Consider the following 18,570-nt stretch of genomic DNA (forward strand, 5'->3'; position numbering starts at 1 on the left):
AAATAAGATGAAAAACTGTTTTTTAGGTGTATTTTTGCAAAAATCCAAAAATCACAATGTCCCATAACACTTTAGAAATAGAAAGAGAAGAGAAAAAAGAACTTTACGCATACCAAAAAGGCGATATTGATGCCATTTTTGACCGTTTAGACAATGCTCCTGCTCAACATCATTTATTATATCAATTACCTACGGGTGGTGGAAAAACAGTGATTTTTTCCGAAATAGTTCGTCGTTATTTAGCCAATAATGATAAAAAAGTAGTGGTTCTTACACACCGTATCGAACTTTGTAAGCAGACTTCAAAAATGCTGAAGGGCTTTGGTGTTTCCAATAAAATCATTAACAGTAAGGTAAAGGAACTGCCGGATCAAAACGATTATTCATGTTTTGTGGCAATGGTTGAGACTTTAAAAAACCGTATTAACGATGAGAAATTACATCTTGATAATATTGGTTTGGTAATTATCGATGAGGCGCATTACAATTCATTTAGAAAACTATTAAACTCATTCAAAAAAGCTTTTATTCTTGGAGTAACCGCAACGCCTTTGAGTTCGAATATAAAATTACCGATGCACCAGAGTTATGATGAACTTATTGTGGGTGATACCATTAGTTCATTAATTGACAAAGGATTCCTTGCAAGGGCTACAACATATAGTTATGATGTTGGTTTGACTTCTTTAAAGGTAGGTATCAACGGAGATTATACTGTAAAATCTTCTGATGATTTATATACCAATACCATGATGCAGGAAAAATTACTGCATGCGTACACTGAGCGTTCTTTAGGTAAAAAGACTTTAATTTTTAATAACGGTATTCATACTTCATTATACGTATATGATACCTTTAGAGAAGCAGGTTACGACATCAGGCATCTTGATAATACAAGCAGTTCAGAAGAACGCAAAGAGATTTTGGCATGGTTCAAAAAAACTCCGGATGCTATTTTGACTTCTGTAGGAATCTTAACTACAGGATTTGATGAGCCTACTGTTGAAACAATTATTTTAAACAGAGCCACAAAGTCATTAACATTGTATTACCAGATGATTGGGCGCGGATCCCGAAAGTTGCCTGGTAAGGATGAATTTACAGTTATTGATTTAGGTAACAATGCAGCCCGTTTTGGTTTATGGAGCGAGCCGGTAAACTGGCAGCACATCTTTAAATCTCCTGAATTTTATTTGGAGAACTTACGTGATGATACTGAAATCGAAATGTTTTTCAAATACAGCATGCCACCTGAATTGCGTGCCAAATTCAGTAAAACTGCTGATGTTACGTTTGATGTTGATGAAGAACACAAACTCGCGATTAAGCAAAATTTGCGTTCCAAAATTGTATTAGATAAATCGTTAGACCAGCATGCTGCAATGTGTGTCGACAATACAGAAACACTGCAGGAAGCAAAAGCATTAGCAAAGGAGCTTGATGATGATATTGAATGTCGTATCAAGCGTTATGCAAAATGCCTGAGTCAGTGTAGTAAAAACTACCGTGAATGGCTGGTTGATGATTATAAGAAAAACATGACCCTGTTAATTGGTAAAAAGTATCGTGAAAAAATCATGAACGAGCCTGATTGATAAATGTTACTTTCAGGCTGTTTTTCAGGCTAAAATAAATTCAGGCTTTTTATTAGAGATTTAACATTTAAACTGAAATTAATTTTGGCATTGAAATTGTTTTTTAGAAGCTATTTCCTGCTGTACACTGTATCTTTTGTGGCGAACCCCGCCACAAAAGGATGCCGTTTCCATCAGGGCTAAAACATATTAAATCATAAAAGATGAATTTGAAGAAGATTTTAGTTTTGTTTTTAATTAGTTCTTTTTATAATGTTACCGCCCAAAAAGATGGATATTGGGATAAAGAGCGCGCGACTACAAAGGAAATAATAGTATCTGCTGGCGACAGGATAACTGTAAAAACAGAAGATTTACCTGTCGGAACCACCGAAGTAGTTTACCGGGTGACGCTTCTTGATGAAAATCAGCAAATGACAAACAGTCTTGTTTCGGTACTAAAAGCAATTCCGGATCCTTACGGGATAGGACAGGGATCGGCAGGAGCAGTATTACTGATGTCGAAAATTTCAGGTGATGACAAATGCACTTATGCACTTTTTACTTCAGATTCAAATGCTAAAAAATATATTGATAACGGAAAAGTCAGCGATGCCTGTCATGCCCAGACAGAACCTGTAAGTAAAGATGCCAAACGTTTATCACTTGATAAATCTTCCTGCCTTAATTCAAATACTACTACAATCTGGTTTGGCTTCGAAAGCAAAAACTGGTTACTGAAACAAAAAATAGTGTTAGAAGTAGTGCCGTGGGTTGATACGAAATTAAACCGTGGCTGGAATGTCGATAATAAGAATGAAATCGTCAGTTTGTGCAAAACTTCTACAATGGCACAAAAAATGGCAAATTCAGATGATTTTTGTGTTTGTATTTTAGATAAAATCATGAAACAATACCGTTATGGTGAATTCCAAAAATTGCTGGCGATAGAAAAAACAAAGGTTTATAAAGATTTTGGAAATACCTGTTATAATGATGCCTCTATTTCTAAAAACGTTTACAATGATTTGCGTACTCAGGCAAATACTTTAATTAGACTTCAAAAATATAACGAAGCAATTCCGAAGCTAAATACAATTATAGCAGCAGGAAAAGCTACAGCTTTTGATTACAGTTCTATTGGATATAGTTATATTTTGACCAAACAATATGCAAAAGCCATTAAGTTTTTAAAAGAAGGCGAAAAACTGGACGATACCGAATTATTAGTAAAATTAAATTTGGCTCATGCATATTTAGTTAGCGATGATTACGGTCAGGCAAAAGCAATTTATAAAAAATACCAGTCTCAAAACGTTACTGATAGTCTAAGCTGGATAGAAAAAACAAAACAGGATTTTGCTCTTTTCAAAAAAGCAGGCCTTCCTTCATCCGACTTCGATCGCATTTTGAAGCTTTATAATTAAAATATTTTCAATATATAAGTGATTATAGGTTTATTTAAATTTGCCCGCAAAGCTGACTTAAATTTTCTTATAATCACTTTATTGTTTAAAAAACATACACACTATATGAAAGCTACTTACCACAAATACATGCTCGAATTTAAGCGTCCTTCGGGAACGTCAAGAGGTATTATGACCGAAAAAGAAACCTGGTTTATTGTACTGGAAGAAAACGGTAAAAAAGGAATAGGAGAGTGTGGTATTTTAAGAGGACTGAGCGCTGATGACAGAGAAGATTATGAAGAGAAATTAAATTGGGTTTGCCAGAATATTCATTTAGGAGAAACTGTTCTTTGGGAAAAATTACTTGAATTTCCTTCTATTCAATTCGGTATTGAGATGGCTTTTTTGTCTCTGAAAAATGAAAATCCATATGTGTTATTTCCTTCAGATTTTACCAATAATTCTAAATCAATTGTTATAAATGGTTTAGTCTGGATGGGAGAAGAAGCTTTTATGAAAGAACAAATTGAGGAAAAACTTGAACAGGGATTTACGTGTATAAAACTCAAGATTGGGGCAATAGATTTTCAAAAAGAACTCGATTTATTACGCTTTATCCGTACTCATTTTACTGCTGAACAAATAGAAATAAGGGTAGATGCGAATGGTGCTTTTTCTTCAAATGAAGCTTTAGATAAATTAAATCAATTGTCTGGTTTTGAATTGCATAGTATAGAACAACCTATTAAAAAAAACAATACTGACAGTATGGCAGAGTTGTGCAAAAACACTCCTTTTCCTATTGCTTTGGATGAAGAGCTGATTGGAGTATTTTCATTTGAAGAAAAAGAAGCACTTTTGCAAAAAATCAAACCACAATACATTATTTTGAAGCCAAGTTTTGTAGGCGGCTTCAGAGGAACTCATGAGTGGATTGCGCTCGCTGAAAAATACAATATCGGCTGGTGGATTACCTCGGCACTGGAAAGCAACATTGGTTTAAATGCAATTGCGCAATGGACATTTCTGCAAAATTCTGATATGCCTCAGGGATTAGGTACCGGAGCGCTTTATACTAATAACATTGATTGCCCGCTGGAAGTTTTAAACGGACAATTGTGGTACAGTAAAACTAAAAACTGGGATTCCGCTTTTTTTGAAAAGGCCTGATAAAATCACTTTTTTGTCTTCTCAAAATCCGAATAAACGAATTCAGTTTAGCGCTAAATTAAGTAACTTGCATAAAATTTAATTAGCAGAACTAATGGTTGAGATTGAAAGAAAGTTTCTTGTGAAATCTGACGAATTCAAAGCACAGGCTTTCGTCCAAAATAAAATAGCGCAGGGGTATTTAAGCTCACTTCCTGAAAGAACAGTGCGTATTCGTATCAAAGGTGAAAAAGGATTCATTACAATAAAAGGAATTGGCCATCATGGCGGAATGAGGCGTTTTGAATGGGAGAATGAAATTCCGCTGGACGAAGCACAGGAATTGCTTAAATTATGTGAAAAGGGGAAGATTGAAAAAACACGTTTTGAGATAAAATCAGGTAATCATGTGTTTGAAGTCGATGAATTTTATGGAGAAAATGAAGGCTTGGTAATGGCAGAAATCGAACTGGAATCTGAAACGGAATCTTTTGAAAAACCGGACTGGCTAGGAGATGAAGTTACAAATGATAAGCGCTACTACAATGCTTATTTGAGCAAAAATCCTTTTAAAGACTGGGAAAAATAACAATTTATGACACATTCATACGATCTGATTATTGTGGGAGGAGGTCCAATTGGGCTTGCCTGCGCAATTGAAGCTCAAAAGAAAAACCTGAATTATCTGATTATCGAAAAAGGGGCAATTGTGAACAGTATTTTCAATTATCCTTTGTATATGACCTTTTTTTCAACGGCGGAAAGACTCGAAATAGGTAATATTCCATTTAATTGTCTGGCTCCCAAGCCGGGTCGTCAGGAAGCTTTGGAATACTACAGAAATATTCATCGTTATTTTAATTTCAATATGAATCTGTTTGAAAATGTAAATCAGGTTCAAAAACTTGAAAATTCACTTTTCAAAGTAATAACCGATAAAAGTATTTACGAAGCTAAAAATGTAATTATAGCAACAGGTTTCTATGATATTCCGATTGAAATGAATGTAAAAGGTGAAGAGCTGCCAAAAGTTCGCCATTATTACAAAGAAGCTCACGAATATGCTTTTAGAGATGTTTTAGTTGTTGGAGCGAATAACTCATCAGTAGATGCAGCTTTGGAATGTTGGAGAAAAGGAGCAAATGTAACGATGGTAATTCGTAAAACCGAAATCAATAACCGGGTAAAATATTGGGTAAAACCGGATATTGAAAACAGAATCGCCGAAGAAAGCATAAAAGCTTATTTTGAATCGAATATTACTGAAATTCGGGAGAATGAAGTAGAAATAGAAACTCCGGAAGGCAAAATAACAATCAAAAATGATTTTGTCCTGGCGCTAACGGGCTACAAACCTGATTTGTCTTTCCTTGAAAAAATGGGGATTGATTTGTCAGATGATGAATTAAAAATTCCAACTTATAATGCTGAAACGATGGAAACGAATGTGGAAGGATTGTTTTTAGCAGGAGTAGTTTGTGGAGGTATGCAGACACACAAATGGTTTATTGAAAACTCACGTATTCATGCTAATATGATTATGGATTATATTACTTTGAAATAGAATTGTAATTACGATTGTCACATCGAGCGGAGTCGAGAACATTTTGTTGTTAAAGCATCTCGACTCCGCTCGATGTTATATTAAAGGTTTTTAAATAGGTGTGTTTTATTTATTTGTTTTTTCTATTTCGAATATTTCAATGAATTTTTGTTCCAAGTTTTTCTTTTTCCTTTTTATGTCCCATCTCGAAAATAATATTATAAATACTATAAATGAATTAAAAATTATACTTATTTCATTTGGTATGTTTTTTAAATTAAAAAAGAAAAAGCAATTAAAACCAATCAGAGCTACAAAAGGAAAGTATTTTATCCAAATAAGCCCAATTCTACTTATAGGTTCAATAATATAATTTAGTTTTAGTTTGTGGTCAATGTTTTGATATTTGCCTTTGAGGATATAAAATCCTGAAGTGAAATTATAATTTATTGTGAGTCGAAAAGTTGAATCATCAAAATTTCCATAAAAATTTTTTGAACTTAGAAAAAAAATCGAAAATACTCCTAGAGATAATTGTGTATCAGGTCTGCCAATTTTTGTATTATCTTTTAATCTATTTCTAAATTCAGTGATATTAAGTTTTGACTTCATTAAAATTGCTTTACATTCTTTTAATTCTCTATTTCTGTGATGATATTGACTCAATTATGAACTACAAGAAAGCATAGAACAGCCCACTTTTGAACGTGCCCAATCCGGTCTTTTGGCAAACCATTTTTCAGATTCAGGCTGTTCGTCGTAAGGTTTTTTTAATAGTTCATATAATTCAATTACCAAAGAATAATCCTCCTTGTCTGCCGCATCAATAGCCAATTGCGCCATATAGTTTCGCAATACATATTTTGGATTAACTGAATTTTGAAGTTTAATTCTTTCTTCATCAGACGTATTTTCCTGATTCAGTCGCTCTAAATAATCGGTAAACCATAATAACCAGTTGTCTTTAATCGTGTCTTTGATTTCTTCAGGTTTGTAAAAAGCATCTTCAATAGCTTGTAATGCTTTTTCTGCCGAATCGCTTTTTCTAATTTTGTTCAGATTGCGATAGAAAATAGTCATATCGGTTTCTGATAATTGCAGATTTGATTCTAAATAGGTTATAAATTCAGCATCATTTTCCGCCGAAGTACATAATCCTAGTTTGGATAAAATCATTTTTGTGTAATCTGAATTGAAATCAGTAATGAATGATTCTAATATTTTCTCTAAAGGCTCCGCTTCATTGATTAAAGGATAAAGCGAATTAGCTAATTGAAACAAATTCCATTGTGCAACCTGAGGCTGGTTTCCAAAACGATATCTTCTGTTTTGACTGTCGGTTGTATTTGGAGTCCAGTTTGGATCATAATTTTCCAGCCAGCCATAAGGTCCATAATCAATCGTGATTCCGTGTACCGACATATTATCGGTATTCATAACGCCATGAACAAAGCCTACACGCTGCCAGTGCAGAATCATTTCACGTGTTTTGTCGGCTACAGTTTTAAAAAACTGTAAATATTTTTCTTTTGGTTCGCCTTTGATTTCAGGAAAATAATGTTTGATATTATATTCAACAAACTGTTTCAGGTTTTTAAGTTCGTTTCGGGCAGTCAGCATTTCAAAACTTCCAAAACGGATAAAAGAAGGAGCGACGCGGCATACAATAGCTCCTTTTTCGTAAGCAGGGTTTCCATTATATAAAATATCCCGAAGCACCTGATCACCTGACAATATTAATGAAAGAGATCGTGTAGTGGGAACGCCCAGATAATACATAGCTTCTGCACACAAATATTCACGTATTGAAGAACGTAAAACCGCTAATCCATCAGCAGTTCTGGAATAAGGCGTTTTACCGGCACCCTTTAATTGTAAAGTAAAATATTGATTATTATGTTCAACTTCCGTTAAATTAATCGCACGGCCATCACCTAATTGCCCAGCCCAGTTGCCAAATTGATGTCCGGCGTAGCACATGGCGTAAGGTTTTGTTTCCGGCAGGATTTCTTTTCCCGAAAAAACATTTACAAATTCTTCTGACTTAATTTCATCTGCTGAAATTCCAACTAATTCAGCGACTTCTTTGGAGGCATGAATTAATTTCGGATCAGACGGTGTTGTTGGTTTTACGTAAGAGAAAAGCGTATTAAGAACCTGACGGGTTTCATTAGTTTCGTTAGGATCTGCAGGTAATTCGGTTGTAAAACGATTATGTATTTTTAAGTGTTTCATTTTTAATTTTCAGTCTTTTAATTTATCAGCATACATTTTTTTCAATTTATATACTTTCGGATCAATCACCATTCGGCAATAACCGGCTTCGGAATTGTCATTGTAATAATTCTGATGTTCTTGTTCGGCTTCGTAAAATATCTGAAATGGTTTTAGCTGTGTTACGATTGGATCCGGAAATACAGATTTGAGTTCGTTAAAAACCTCTTCAGCAATTGTTTTTTGTGTTTCATCATGATACAAAATGATTGAGCGGTATTGTGTTCCGCTGTCAGCACCCTGGCGGTTTAGAGTTGTCGGATCATGGCTTGTCATGAAAATGGTAATTAAGTCATGATATGAAATTATGTCAGGATTAAAAACAACCTGAATTACTTCTGCGTGTCCTGTACGGCCTGTACATACTTCCCTGTAGGCCGGATTTTTAATTTGTCCGTCAGAATACCCGGATTTCACGGTTTCGATTCCGTTTAAACGCTGAATTACAGCTTCTACACACCAAAAACAGCCACCGCCAAAGGTTGCTACTGATAGATTTTTCATTTGATATTATTTTAGTTTACCGATTTCCCCTATTAGTTATGTAGGATATTGTGATAAATTGTTTGTAAAAAGACTATTTGATTAAAGATAATAAAAAGTAATTTTAAAATTTAAGTTTCTAATTGATAATTCTGCAATTTTATTTAAAAATAATATATTTGCCGTCAAACAGAAGTGCATCTATGAATAGCAAAAATAATACCACGGGTTTAGAAGCTTATTTTAATGATTTTAGGCAGAATATTGTTGGAATTGATCAGGAGTTTGATTCTCCTTATGGCAAAAAGAAAATCATTTATACAGACTGGACAGCAAGTGGAAGACTGTATCGCCCAATCGAAGAAAAGCTTTTAAATGAATTTGGTCCTTTTGTTGCTAATACCCATACTGAAACCACAGTTTCGGGTACTGCCATGACCAAAGCGTATCATCATGCCCGTCATATTATTAAGCGTCATACAAATGCTAATTCTGATGATGTTTTAATTACAGATGGAACCGGAATGACAGGTGTAATTAATAAATTTCAGCGAATTTTAGGTTTGAAAATACCTGAAAATCTAAAAGCTTTTACCACTATTCCGACTGAGAAAAAACCGGTCGTTTTTATTTCACATATGGAACATCATTCCAATCAGACTTCCTGGCTCGAAACGATTGCAGATGTTGAAATTATTCCGTGTTCTGAAACGGAAAAAGGGCTTTTTAGTCTGGATAATTTAAAAGAGTTATTAGAGAAATATAAAGACAGAACGATAAAAATTGCTTCAATAACAGCTTGTTCAAACGTAACAGGCTTGAAAACACCTTATCATGAAATTGCAAAAGTAATGCATCAGCATAATGGGGTTTGTTTTGTTGATTTTGCCTGTTCAGGACCTTATGTGCAAATCGATATGCATCCCGAAGATCCGGAAGCGTATCTGGATGCGATTTTCTTTTCACCACATAAATTTTTAGGAGGTCCCGGAACGTCTGGAGTATTGATTTTTAATAAAAAGTTATACAACAACATGATTCCGGATTGTCCGGGTGGAGGAACTGTTAGCTGGACAAATCCGTGGGGGGAACATAAATACATTGATAATATCGAAGACCGCGAAGATGGCGGAACTCCGGGGTTTTTACAAGTTATCAAAACCGCTCTTGCCATTGAGCTGAAAGAAGAAATGGGTATTGAAAATATCCTGCAGCGGGAGCATGAAATTGTAGAATATGTTTTTAGAGAACTGAATCCGGTTTCGAATATTAAAATCCTGGCGGGACATCATCAGGAAAGGTTAGGAGTGATTTCGTTTTTTATAGAAGATCTGCATTTTAACTTAGGAGTAAAACTGCTGAATGACAGATTTGGAATCCAAACTCGTGGCGGCTGCAGCTGTGCGGGAACATACGGGCATTTTTTACTGCATGTAGATCAGGAAACTTCAAATAAATTGGTAAGTGAAATTACGATTGGCGATTTGATTAAAAAACCGGGATGGATCAGAATGTCTATTCATCCTACGACTACAAATGAAGAAATTGCTTTTGTTTGTGAGAGTATAAAAGATTTGGCTGAAAGCCATGAAAGCTGGAAACTGGATTATGAGTATGATAAGAATACTAATGAGTTTATTCATAAAAAGGCTAATTCGTTTGAGGATGAGTTGGTGGCTGGGTGGTTTAATTCTTAAATTCTGAAAATAAAAAAGTATTAGAACCCGACAAATTTTGAAAGTTTGCCGGGTTTGCTGTTCTTATGAATGATAAACTTCTAATCTAGCCCCGATAGAGCGGTTATCCTTTTATGGCAGGGTTTGCCATAAAAGATAAGAGCGAAAGCGGGACTTTTGGTCTTGAAAACACGAAAAAGGCCTGCTTCTAAGCAAATAACTGATAATCATGTGTGTTTTTGTTGGCTATTACAAATAAATGTATTAATTTTGCAGACCTTTTGGCAAAGAAGAGTTTCCATTAGGTATCAACCATTTATGTAAAACAACTTCTGTTTTTTCTACTGCTTTATGAAACTCGAGGAAAACAGAATACAAATTTTTTTATCAGCATGTCTGAACAATTAAAATCACAAGAAGAGTTTTTAGCAAATTTTAACTGGCATAACTTCCAAGAAGGAATCGACGCAGTAGATGAGAAAAACTTACAAGAGTTTGAAGAACTAGTATCAAAAACTTTCATCGCTACAGATCAGGAAGAAGTAGTTGAAGGTGTTGTTGTTAGAATTACAGATAGAGACGTTATCGTTGATATCAATGCTAAATCTGAAGGTGTTATTTCTTTAAACGAATTCCGTTACAACCCAAACTTAAAAGTAGGTGACAAAGTAGAAGTATTAATCGACATCCGTGAGGACAAAACAGGTCAGTTAGTATTATCTCACAGAAAAGCACGTACTATCAAATCTTGGGATAGAGTTATTGCGGCTAATGAAACTGGAGAAATCGTTAACGGTTTTGTTAAATGCAGAACTAAAGGAGGTATGATCGTTGACGTATTCGGTATCGAGGCGTTCTTACCAGGATCTCAAATTGACGTTAAGCCAATTAGAGACTACGATGTATATGTAAACAAAATGATGGAATTCAAAGTGGTAAAAATCAACCACGAATTCAAAAACGTTGTTGTATCTCACAAAGCTCTTATCGAGGCTGATATTGAAGTACAGAAAAAAGAGATCATCGGTCAATTACAAAAGGGACAAGTATTAGAAGGTGTTGTTAAAAACATTACTTCTTATGGTGTGTTCATTGACTTAGGTGGTGTTGACGGATTAATTCACATTACTGACCTTTCTTGGAGCAGAATCAACCACCCAAGTGAAGTTCTTGAATTAGACCAAAAATTAAACGTTGTAATCCTTGATTTCGATGATGAGAAAACAAGAATTCAATTAGGATTGAAACAATTAAACGCTCACCCATGGGATGCTTTAGATGCTAATTTAACAATTGGTGATAAAGTAAAAGGTAAAGTAGTTGTAATCGCTGATTACGGTGCATTTATCGAAGTTGCAGAAGGTGTTGAAGGTTTAATCCACGTTTCTGAAATGTCATGGTCAACTCACTTACGTTCTGCTCAGGACTTCGTGAAAGTTGGAGATGTTGTTGAGGCTGTTATCTTAACTCTTGACAGAGATGATCGTAAGATGTCATTAGGTATCAAACAATTGACTCAGGATCCATGGACTGACATTACTGCTAAATACCCAGTAGGTTCTAAACATACAGGTATCGTTAGAAACTTTACAAACTTTGGTATTTTCGTAGAATTAGAAGAAGGAATTGATGGATTAATTTACATTTCTGACCTTTCCTGGACTAAGAAAATTAAACACCCATCTGAGTTTGTAAACGTTGGTGAAAAACTTGATGTTGTTGTATTAGAATTAGATGTTGAAGGACGTAAATTATCTTTAGGTCACAAACAAACTACTGCTAATCCTTGGGATCAATACGAAGATTCTTTCGCTGTAGGAACTATCCACAACGGTGAGATTTCTGAAATCGTTGACAAAGGAGCTACTGTAGAATTCGGAGATGATATCGTTGCTTTCATTCCAACTCGTCACCTTGAAAAAGAAGACGGAAAGAAATTGAAAAAAGGTGATTCAGCTGATTTCAAAGTAATTGAATTCAATAAAGAATTCAAAAGAGTAGTTGCTTCTCACACTGCTATCTTCAGAGAAGAAGAAGAGAAAAACGTGAAAGCTGCTGCTGAAACTACTGCATCTGCATCTACAAACGCACCAGCTGCGACTTTAGGTGACAACAATGATGTATTAGCTGCTTTAAAAGCTAAAATGGAAAAAACTGAGAAAAAATAATTCTTAGATTTTTTATAAATAGAAAGTCCCACAGGAATGTGGGACTTTTTTTGTTTCATAATTTTTTTTTAACAAATAAAGTTGTGTTATAGTTATGAAAAGTTACTTTTGTATGAAAATTTATATATATGAAGAAAATCTACTTTTTATTCCTTTTACTATGTTTTGGAAATGCTGTAACAGGTCAAAAAATAACTTTTGGAAGTGCTACTTTTAAAAAACGTCTCCTTGCAACTAATGTAGAAAATGGTTTTGCAAAAGATAAAAATGGTAATAATATTAAAATCGACAGTAACGGGGATAAAGAAGTTGATGCTTCTGAAGCACTTGAAGTTTATTATTTAGATGTTAGCAGTGTCATGGGCAATACTGATCCTGAGATGTATAATATAATTGGGATTGAATATTTTACAAATTTAAGAACCTTAAAATATCGTTCAAATAGAGTATCTGGAGCAGATTTAAGACCTTTAATTCATTTAGAAGATTTAGATTGTAGTTATAATTCAGATTTTCCAATAGGTATTAATCTTGAAGGACTTGATCTAAAAAGACTTGATGCATCGGGTACTGGTTTGATGAAACCTTATTTAACAGGAGAAGGAAATGTTGGACTTTCACAGTTTCCTAACTTAGAAACTTTAATTTGTAATGGTACTACTATAAAATCTATGAATTTCTCAGGTTTGAAAAAACTTAAAACTTTAAATATTAGTCATAATATGTTGGAAACCATAAATTTGACTGATTTAATTAGTTTAGAAAAATTAGATTGTGTTAGTAATGTATTGATTGAATTAGATTTATCAGCTTGTAAAAAACTAATTAGTGTAGATGCTTCGCAAAACAAAATCTCTAATTTAACAATAAAAGATATGCCCAAATTAGAGAATATTGTTATGTATGAAAACAAGCTTCTTAAGGAAGCAAATCTGGAAAATATCCCTTATTTGAAAAATCTGACTATAAATAATTGTATTTTAAATGGGTTAAAACTTTCAGGCCTTGGTGCATTACAATCCTTAAATTGCAGTAATAATAAATTATTAAATTTAGATTTAAAAAAATGCTCAGGTTTAAAAAATGTAAGTTGTAATTTAAATTCTTTATTAACTTCTCTGGATGTTTCGGGATCAGAAAATTTAGAGACATTAAATTGTTCAAATACTTCATTATCAGCTTTAGATTTAAAAAAGAACCTGCATTTAGAGATTCTAACCGCTTCTACAACTAAAGTTGAATTTTTAGATTTGTCGCCATTGAAAAAATTACTTGATGTAAGCTTGACAGGTAATAATTCATTGCTTTATTTGTTGCTGAAAAATGGAAGAACATACAAAAATTATTTTTTAAGTGCACCAAAACTAAAGTATTTATGTGTAGATGAGGAGAATATTAATTATTACAAAGGGGTATTAGCCCAAAGTGGGATTAACAATTGCGAAATAAATACCTATTGCAATTTTTTTCCAGGTAATGCGTATTATGTTATTAGTGGAGTAAATAAATATGATTTTGATAATAAAGGATGCAAAGCAAACAATTCAATATTTCCGAATTTAAAATATACAATTACCAATGGAGTTAATTCGGGCATTTTTTATTCTGCAAATAATTCTTCGTATGCAATTCCAGTTGAGGCAGGCGTGATTTCTATTAGTCCATTTGTAGAAAATCCTAATTACTTTACAGTTTCGCCAGCATCTGTAACTGTAAATTTCCCAACTCAGGCAAGTCCTTATACACAAGATTTTTGTATTTCATCCAATGAAAATCAGCCAGATTTAGAAGTCGTTTTAATTCCTACAGAAGCCGCACGTCCGGGTTTTGATGTGAAATATAAATTAGTATATAGAAACAAAGGAAATATTACACAGTCAGGTAGTGTTAATTTAACTTTTAATGATGTTGTTTTACATTTAAAAACTTCAAATCCTGTATTAGATAATCAAACAGGCAATACTTTTTCATGGAATTTTTCAAATTTAGAGCCATTTGAAACTAAAGAAATAACTTTAACTTTTAAATTAAATAGACCGACAGATATTCCTGCTGTTAATAATGGTGACATATTGAAATATAAATCGACTATTACTTCGCAATATACAGACAAATCGCCCCTTGATAATACTTTTGACTTAAATCAAACCGTTGTAGGTTCTTACGATCCAAATGATAAAACCTGCTTAGAAGGTTCTGTTATCACCCCAAATTTAATTGGTGAATATGTACATTACATGATCCGTTTTGAAAATACAGGAACGTATGCGGCTCAAAATATCGTAGTAAAAGATATGATAGATTTATCAAAATTTGATATTTCGACTTTAATCCCGACCAGTTCAAGTCATTCTTTTGTAACTAAAATTTCAGAAGGCAATAAAGTAGAATTTATATTCGAAAATATCAATCTTCCGTTTGATGATGCTAATAATGATGGGTATGTTGCTTTTAAAATCAAAACAAAACCAACATTAAAAGTTGGAGATTCGTTTACAAACGAGGCTAATATTTATTTTGATTATAATTTCCCGATACTTACCAATAAAGCCACGTCAAAATTCCAAAATACTTTAGCGAATCCTGATTTTGAGTTTTCGAATTATTTTACGCTATATCCAAATCCTGCGAACAATGTTTTAAATATTAATAATAAGCAGGCTATTGAAATAGAATCACTGGCAATTTATGATATTTTAGGGCAATTGGTTATTGCTGTTCCAAATGCAAAATCAATTTCTACTATTGATGTTTCAAAACTTAGAACTGGTACTTACTTTTTAAAGGTAAAATCAGATAAAGGAAGTTCAGGTGTGAAGTTTATTAAAAACTAAATATCATTAAAATAGAAAGTCCCGCATTGCTGTGGGACTTTTTATTTTATTGTTGTTCGTAATCTATTATTTAGAAGCCAGTAATTTAGTTTCTTCAGGAGTATAATAATCTACAATTGCATAAGAATTGATTCCTGTAATGTTCATTTCGTCAAGTATATCTATCAGATTACCATAGTTGGATTTTTTGCTTGGTTTAATGATTACTATTATACCTTTTCTGTAATCACCTGTATATTCCTGAACTTGTTGATTTTTATCTAATAAATCTTTTCGAATTTCCTGACCATATTTTATTTTTTTCGGTACATCATCAGGAAATTCCAATAAGCCTGAGTAAGTTATAATTTTATCATTGTCACCAAGTAATATAGTAGTAACACGATGATAATTGATACAGCAAATAATATCATGCCGCCCCTCACCATAACATTTGTCTGGTAAACCTAAATCCATCATTTTAGGTTTTCTCAATTCACCTGCCACCATAAAAAATATAATCAGTAAAAAAGAAATACTGACCATTGCGGTTAAATCGACTCTTGTGTTTCGTTTTCTGCTTCTGACTTTTTTATTGATTTCCAAAGCTTTGAAAATTTAGTTAGCTGCTAATAGTTTTGATTCTTCAGAAGAGAAATCATTTACAATAACGTAAGTGTCAATTTTTGAAATTGCCATTTCATCTAAAATATCGACCAAATTTTTAAAGTTACATTTTTTACTTGGTTTTATTATTACAATTGCTCCTTTGTCGGTATTTCCTGTATATTTCTGAACGTTCTTTTTCTTGTTTAAGAGCACCTTACGAATACCCTTAGCTCCATATTCAACCTTTTTAGGTAATTTGTCTGAATATCCAAGTAATCCTGAATAGGTAATAATCTTATTATTATCATCAAGCAAAACTGTCATAACACGATAATCTATACCGGCACCACAGTTAATAACCCCATCCCAGATAGGATCTTTATCTGGTAGACCTAAAGCCATAATTTTTGGTTTAGCTAATTCAATCGTTACCATAAAAAATATAATCAGCAAAAAAGAAATACTGACCATGGCGGTTAAATCGACTCTTGTATTTAGTTTTCTGCTTCTGACTTTTTCAGGTAAGTTTTTCATAGCGGCATATTTATTTTTAAAGTTAACGATAAAATAAATATAAAATGCTATATGTTTTAAAAATTAAGAAAAAAGAAGAATATTTCTTAATAGATTTTTTGGAGTTTTAGAAAAGTACTAAAAATTTTGGCTACAGAAAAGAAAGCCACCGTTTTTTAGCCTGTAAAATCTAAAAAACGGTGGCCCCTTAAAAACTTATATTTTCTTAACGTATTGCGTAATAATAACAATTTGCTGACCATCAACCTTTCCTTCAATATATTCAGCGTTTTCATGGTCCAGACGGATATTACGAACAGCAGTTCCTTGTTTGGCAACCATGCTTGATCCTTTTACTTTTAAGTTTTTGATCAAAACTACCGAATCTCCGTGCTGTAAAACAACGCCATTGCTATCACGGTGAACCAGTTTGTTTTCATCATCTTCGCCTTCACCAGTAGCTTGTGCCCATGCAAGCGTATCTTCGTCTAAATACATCATATCTAGTAATTCCTGAGGCCAGCCGGCAGCACTCATACGGCTCAACATTCTCCATGCAACTACCTGCACAGCAACGTTTTCATTCCACATGCTGTCGTTCAGGCATCTCCAGTGATTTAAATCTACATTGTCCGGGTTTTCAATTTGGTCAATGCAGGTAGGGCAGGCCAGAATGCTTTCATCAAGACCACCTTTTTGAGTGGGTAAAACGGTATATACTTTTAGGTTTTCTTCAGCGCCGCAAAGTTCACATTTAGATCCGCTGCGTTTATTTAATTCTCTTTCGATACTCATGGTTTGGTGATTATTTGAGGAGGCGAAATTAGTTTTAATTTGATTCGCTTACAAATTTATATTTGGGTTTATAAATCCTGAAAATTGAAAATGCTTTTATTTGTTTTTTGAAGCAGAAATTCCATTATTTCAAGACCACTTGTCCCGCTATCCGCTTATATCTTTTACTGGCTAAAGGAGCCAGAAAAAGGATACCGCTTCTATTGGGGCTAAATTAGAAATTTTGACTTTCATAAGGTATTGAGATGCTATAAATCTTTCTTCACCCTCACTGCATCCGGAACCAGCATTTCATATTCACCTCCGTGACGTAATACATCACGAACAATACTCGAACTGATAAATGAAGTACCTGCTGCAGTTAGTAAAAACACAGTTTCAATTTTAGAAAGCTTTCTGTTGGTATGTGCGATGGCTTTTTCGAATTCAAAATCGGCAGGATTGCGTAAACCTCTTAGAATAAAATTGGCTTTTAGTTTTTTTGCCAGATCTATCGTTAAACCTTCGTAAGTAATAACGGAAACTTTGGGTTCGTCTTTGAAAGTTTCTTCAATAAAACGCTTTCTTTCTTCCAGTGAAAACATGTATTTTTTTTCAGCATTGACACCAATGGCAATTACGATTTCATCAAAAAGCGGAACTCCTCTTTTGATAATATCTTCATGTCCAAGTGTAATCGGGTCAAATGATCCCGGAAATATGGCTTTTCGCATTTTTTTTAAGTTTCTAAGGTTTGTAAATTCAAAATTACTAATGAACTAAGCTTTTACCATTTTTTATTATTTTATTTTGAAATTAAAATTGACATTGCAATTGCCATTGATTTTTGAAATTGACATTGTCATTGATTTTTAAAATTGAATCAGGTTATCCTTTTTGTATTTATTGACTCAACCCATTCGTCTTTCTGACAAACCTTGCATTTTGCAGTTCCTGCTTTTTGCTTTTCGGTATGGCCACAGAAGCTGCAGGAATAGGTTCCGTCAGTTGGAATAATTTTACTTTTTTCAATAAACAGAGCAGGTAGAATCGGCAATCCGTATCCGACTTCTTCATCTGGATAGTAAAAAACGCTTACTTCACCACTCGGTTCAATAAAAGCATGTTTCACCTGACCTAAGTGCTCGATAGATTTTACACGAAGCTCTGAGAAAAATTCATCCTGTGCTAAAGTTTCCTTTTTAAATGATGATAAAGAAAATTTTCCGTCCTGAATTAGGCATTCGGTTTTGCCTTCAATAAATTCTTCAAATTTTTTGCTTTTTCCGGTCAGCCAGGTGACAGTCCGGTACAAAATCATAATAACGGCAAAAACGATAATAGCTGGTACAATCCCTACATCTTCATAAAACATAGGATCTCCGGCGGCAGATCCCAGTGCAATGATTATTACAGTTTCGAAAATCGATAATTGTTTTACACCTCTTTTTCCTGCCAGTTTTAAAGTAAGAAGTAAAATAATAAACATTACCGTAGAACGGAAAATTACTTCCAGAAGAAAAACTTCCGGTAATTCGTTAAATAACAATCTGTCCCATTCAAATATTTCTTTCATTTTTTTAGA

Annotated in this window: 16 protein-coding genes; 8 read left to right on the forward strand and 8 right to left on the reverse strand. The window is 33.6% G+C overall.

Annotated features, from left to right (window positions below):
• Nucleotides 1-56: 56 nt before the first annotated feature.
• The 5 genes from GXM16_RS11695 (at nucleotide 57) to GXM16_RS11715 (ending at nucleotide 5,696) form a co-directional block, all read left to right on the forward strand.
• The gene (locus GXM16_RS11695) at nucleotides 57-1,595 is read left to right on the forward strand and encodes a DEAD/DEAH box helicase (RefSeq protein WP_163394626.1); all 1,539 of its coding nucleotides are present in this window, start codon (nucleotides 57-59) and stop codon (nucleotides 1,593-1,595) included.
• A gap of 203 nt (nucleotides 1,596-1,798) precedes the next feature.
• On the forward strand, nucleotides 1,799-3,001 hold the full coding sequence (locus GXM16_RS11700; RefSeq protein ID WP_163394627.1) for a tetratricopeptide repeat protein: 1,203 nt from the start codon (nucleotides 1,799-1,801) through the stop codon (nucleotides 2,999-3,001).
• Nucleotides 3,002-3,106: 105 nt separating this feature from the next.
• Nucleotides 3,107-4,153: an o-succinylbenzoate synthase gene (locus GXM16_RS11705; protein WP_163394628.1), complete on the forward strand. Its 1,047-nt coding sequence runs from the start codon at nucleotides 3,107-3,109 to the stop codon at nucleotides 4,151-4,153.
• 94 nt (nucleotides 4,154-4,247) lie between these two features.
• Nucleotides 4,248-4,721, forward strand: a complete 474-nt coding sequence (locus GXM16_RS11710) for a CYTH domain-containing protein (RefSeq protein ID WP_163394629.1) — start codon at nucleotides 4,248-4,250, stop codon at nucleotides 4,719-4,721.
• A 6-nt stretch (nucleotides 4,722-4,727) separates the two neighbouring features.
• A complete protein-coding gene (locus GXM16_RS11715; protein ID WP_163394630.1) occupies nucleotides 4,728-5,696 on the forward strand; it encodes a YpdA family putative bacillithiol disulfide reductase in 969 nt (322 codons plus the stop codon).
• A gap of 105 nt (nucleotides 5,697-5,801) precedes the next feature.
• Here the strand turns inward: GXM16_RS11715 and GXM16_RS11720 are convergent, their stop codons facing one another.
• Genes GXM16_RS11720 through msrA form a run of 3 tightly spaced genes read right to left on the reverse strand, consistent with a single transcriptional unit; the run spans nucleotide 5,802 to nucleotide 8,453 of the window.
• The gene (locus GXM16_RS11720) at nucleotides 5,802-6,287 is read right to left on the reverse strand and encodes a hypothetical protein (RefSeq protein WP_163394631.1); all 486 of its coding nucleotides are present in this window, start codon (nucleotides 6,285-6,287) and stop codon (nucleotides 5,802-5,804) included.
• 54 nt (nucleotides 6,288-6,341) lie between these two features.
• On the reverse strand, nucleotides 6,342-7,910 hold the full coding sequence (locus tag GXM16_RS11725; RefSeq protein ID WP_163394632.1) for a protein adenylyltransferase SelO: 1,569 nt from the start codon (nucleotides 7,908-7,910) through the stop codon (nucleotides 6,342-6,344).
• Between the two features lie 9 nt (nucleotides 7,911-7,919).
• Nucleotides 7,920-8,453: a peptide-methionine (S)-S-oxide reductase MsrA gene (gene msrA / locus GXM16_RS11730; RefSeq protein ID WP_163394633.1), complete on the reverse strand. Its 534-nt coding sequence runs from the start codon at nucleotides 8,451-8,453 to the stop codon at nucleotides 7,920-7,922.
• Nucleotides 8,454-8,635: 182 nt separating this feature from the next.
• Between msrA and GXM16_RS11735 the strand changes: the two genes are divergently transcribed.
• The 3 genes from GXM16_RS11735 to GXM16_RS11745 all read left to right on the forward strand — a co-directional run bounded on the left by GXM16_RS11735 (nucleotide 8,636) and on the right by GXM16_RS11745 (nucleotide 15,110).
• Nucleotides 8,636-10,129: an aminotransferase class V-fold PLP-dependent enzyme gene (locus GXM16_RS11735; RefSeq protein WP_163394634.1), complete on the forward strand. Its 1,494-nt coding sequence runs from the start codon at nucleotides 8,636-8,638 to the stop codon at nucleotides 10,127-10,129.
• Between the two features lie 371 nt (nucleotides 10,130-10,500).
• A complete protein-coding gene (gene rpsA / locus GXM16_RS11740; protein WP_163394635.1) occupies nucleotides 10,501-12,276 on the forward strand; it encodes a 30S ribosomal protein S1 in 1,776 nt (591 codons plus the stop codon).
• 128 nt (nucleotides 12,277-12,404) lie between these two features.
• On the forward strand, nucleotides 12,405-15,110 hold the full coding sequence (locus GXM16_RS11745) for a DUF7619 domain-containing protein (RefSeq protein WP_163394636.1): 2,706 nt from the start codon (nucleotides 12,405-12,407) through the stop codon (nucleotides 15,108-15,110).
• A gap of 66 nt (nucleotides 15,111-15,176) precedes the next feature.
• Here GXM16_RS11745 and GXM16_RS11750 read toward each other — a convergent pair whose 3' ends face one another.
• From GXM16_RS11750 to GXM16_RS11770, 5 genes are all read right to left on the reverse strand, one after another.
• Entirely contained in the window at nucleotides 15,177-15,695 is a 519-nt protein-coding gene (locus GXM16_RS11750) for an ExbD/TolR family protein (protein WP_262892354.1), read from the reverse strand.
• Between the two features lie 12 nt (nucleotides 15,696-15,707).
• On the reverse strand, nucleotides 15,708-16,232 hold the full coding sequence (locus tag GXM16_RS11755) for a biopolymer transporter ExbD (protein ID WP_163394637.1): 525 nt from the start codon (nucleotides 16,230-16,232) through the stop codon (nucleotides 15,708-15,710).
• Between the two features lie 195 nt (nucleotides 16,233-16,427).
• Nucleotides 16,428-17,006, reverse strand: coding sequence for a PhnA domain-containing protein (locus GXM16_RS11760; RefSeq protein ID WP_163394638.1), 579 nt, complete (start codon nucleotides 17,004-17,006; stop codon nucleotides 16,428-16,430).
• 248 nt (nucleotides 17,007-17,254) lie between these two features.
• Nucleotides 17,255-17,719, reverse strand: a complete 465-nt coding sequence (gene coaD, locus GXM16_RS11765) for a pantetheine-phosphate adenylyltransferase (protein ID WP_163394639.1) — start codon at nucleotides 17,717-17,719, stop codon at nucleotides 17,255-17,257.
• A gap of 149 nt (nucleotides 17,720-17,868) precedes the next feature.
• Nucleotides 17,869-18,561 (reverse strand): DUF421 domain-containing protein, encoded by a 693-nt coding sequence (locus GXM16_RS11770; protein WP_163394640.1) that lies wholly within the window; start codon nucleotides 18,559-18,561, stop codon nucleotides 17,869-17,871.
• Nucleotides 18,562-18,570 lie beyond the last annotated feature (9 nt).

It is taken from the genome of Flavobacterium limi (assembly GCF_010645075.1).
In the GTDB taxonomy this organism is placed as follows: Bacteria; Bacteroidota; Bacteroidia; order Flavobacteriales; family Flavobacteriaceae; genus Flavobacterium; species Flavobacterium limi.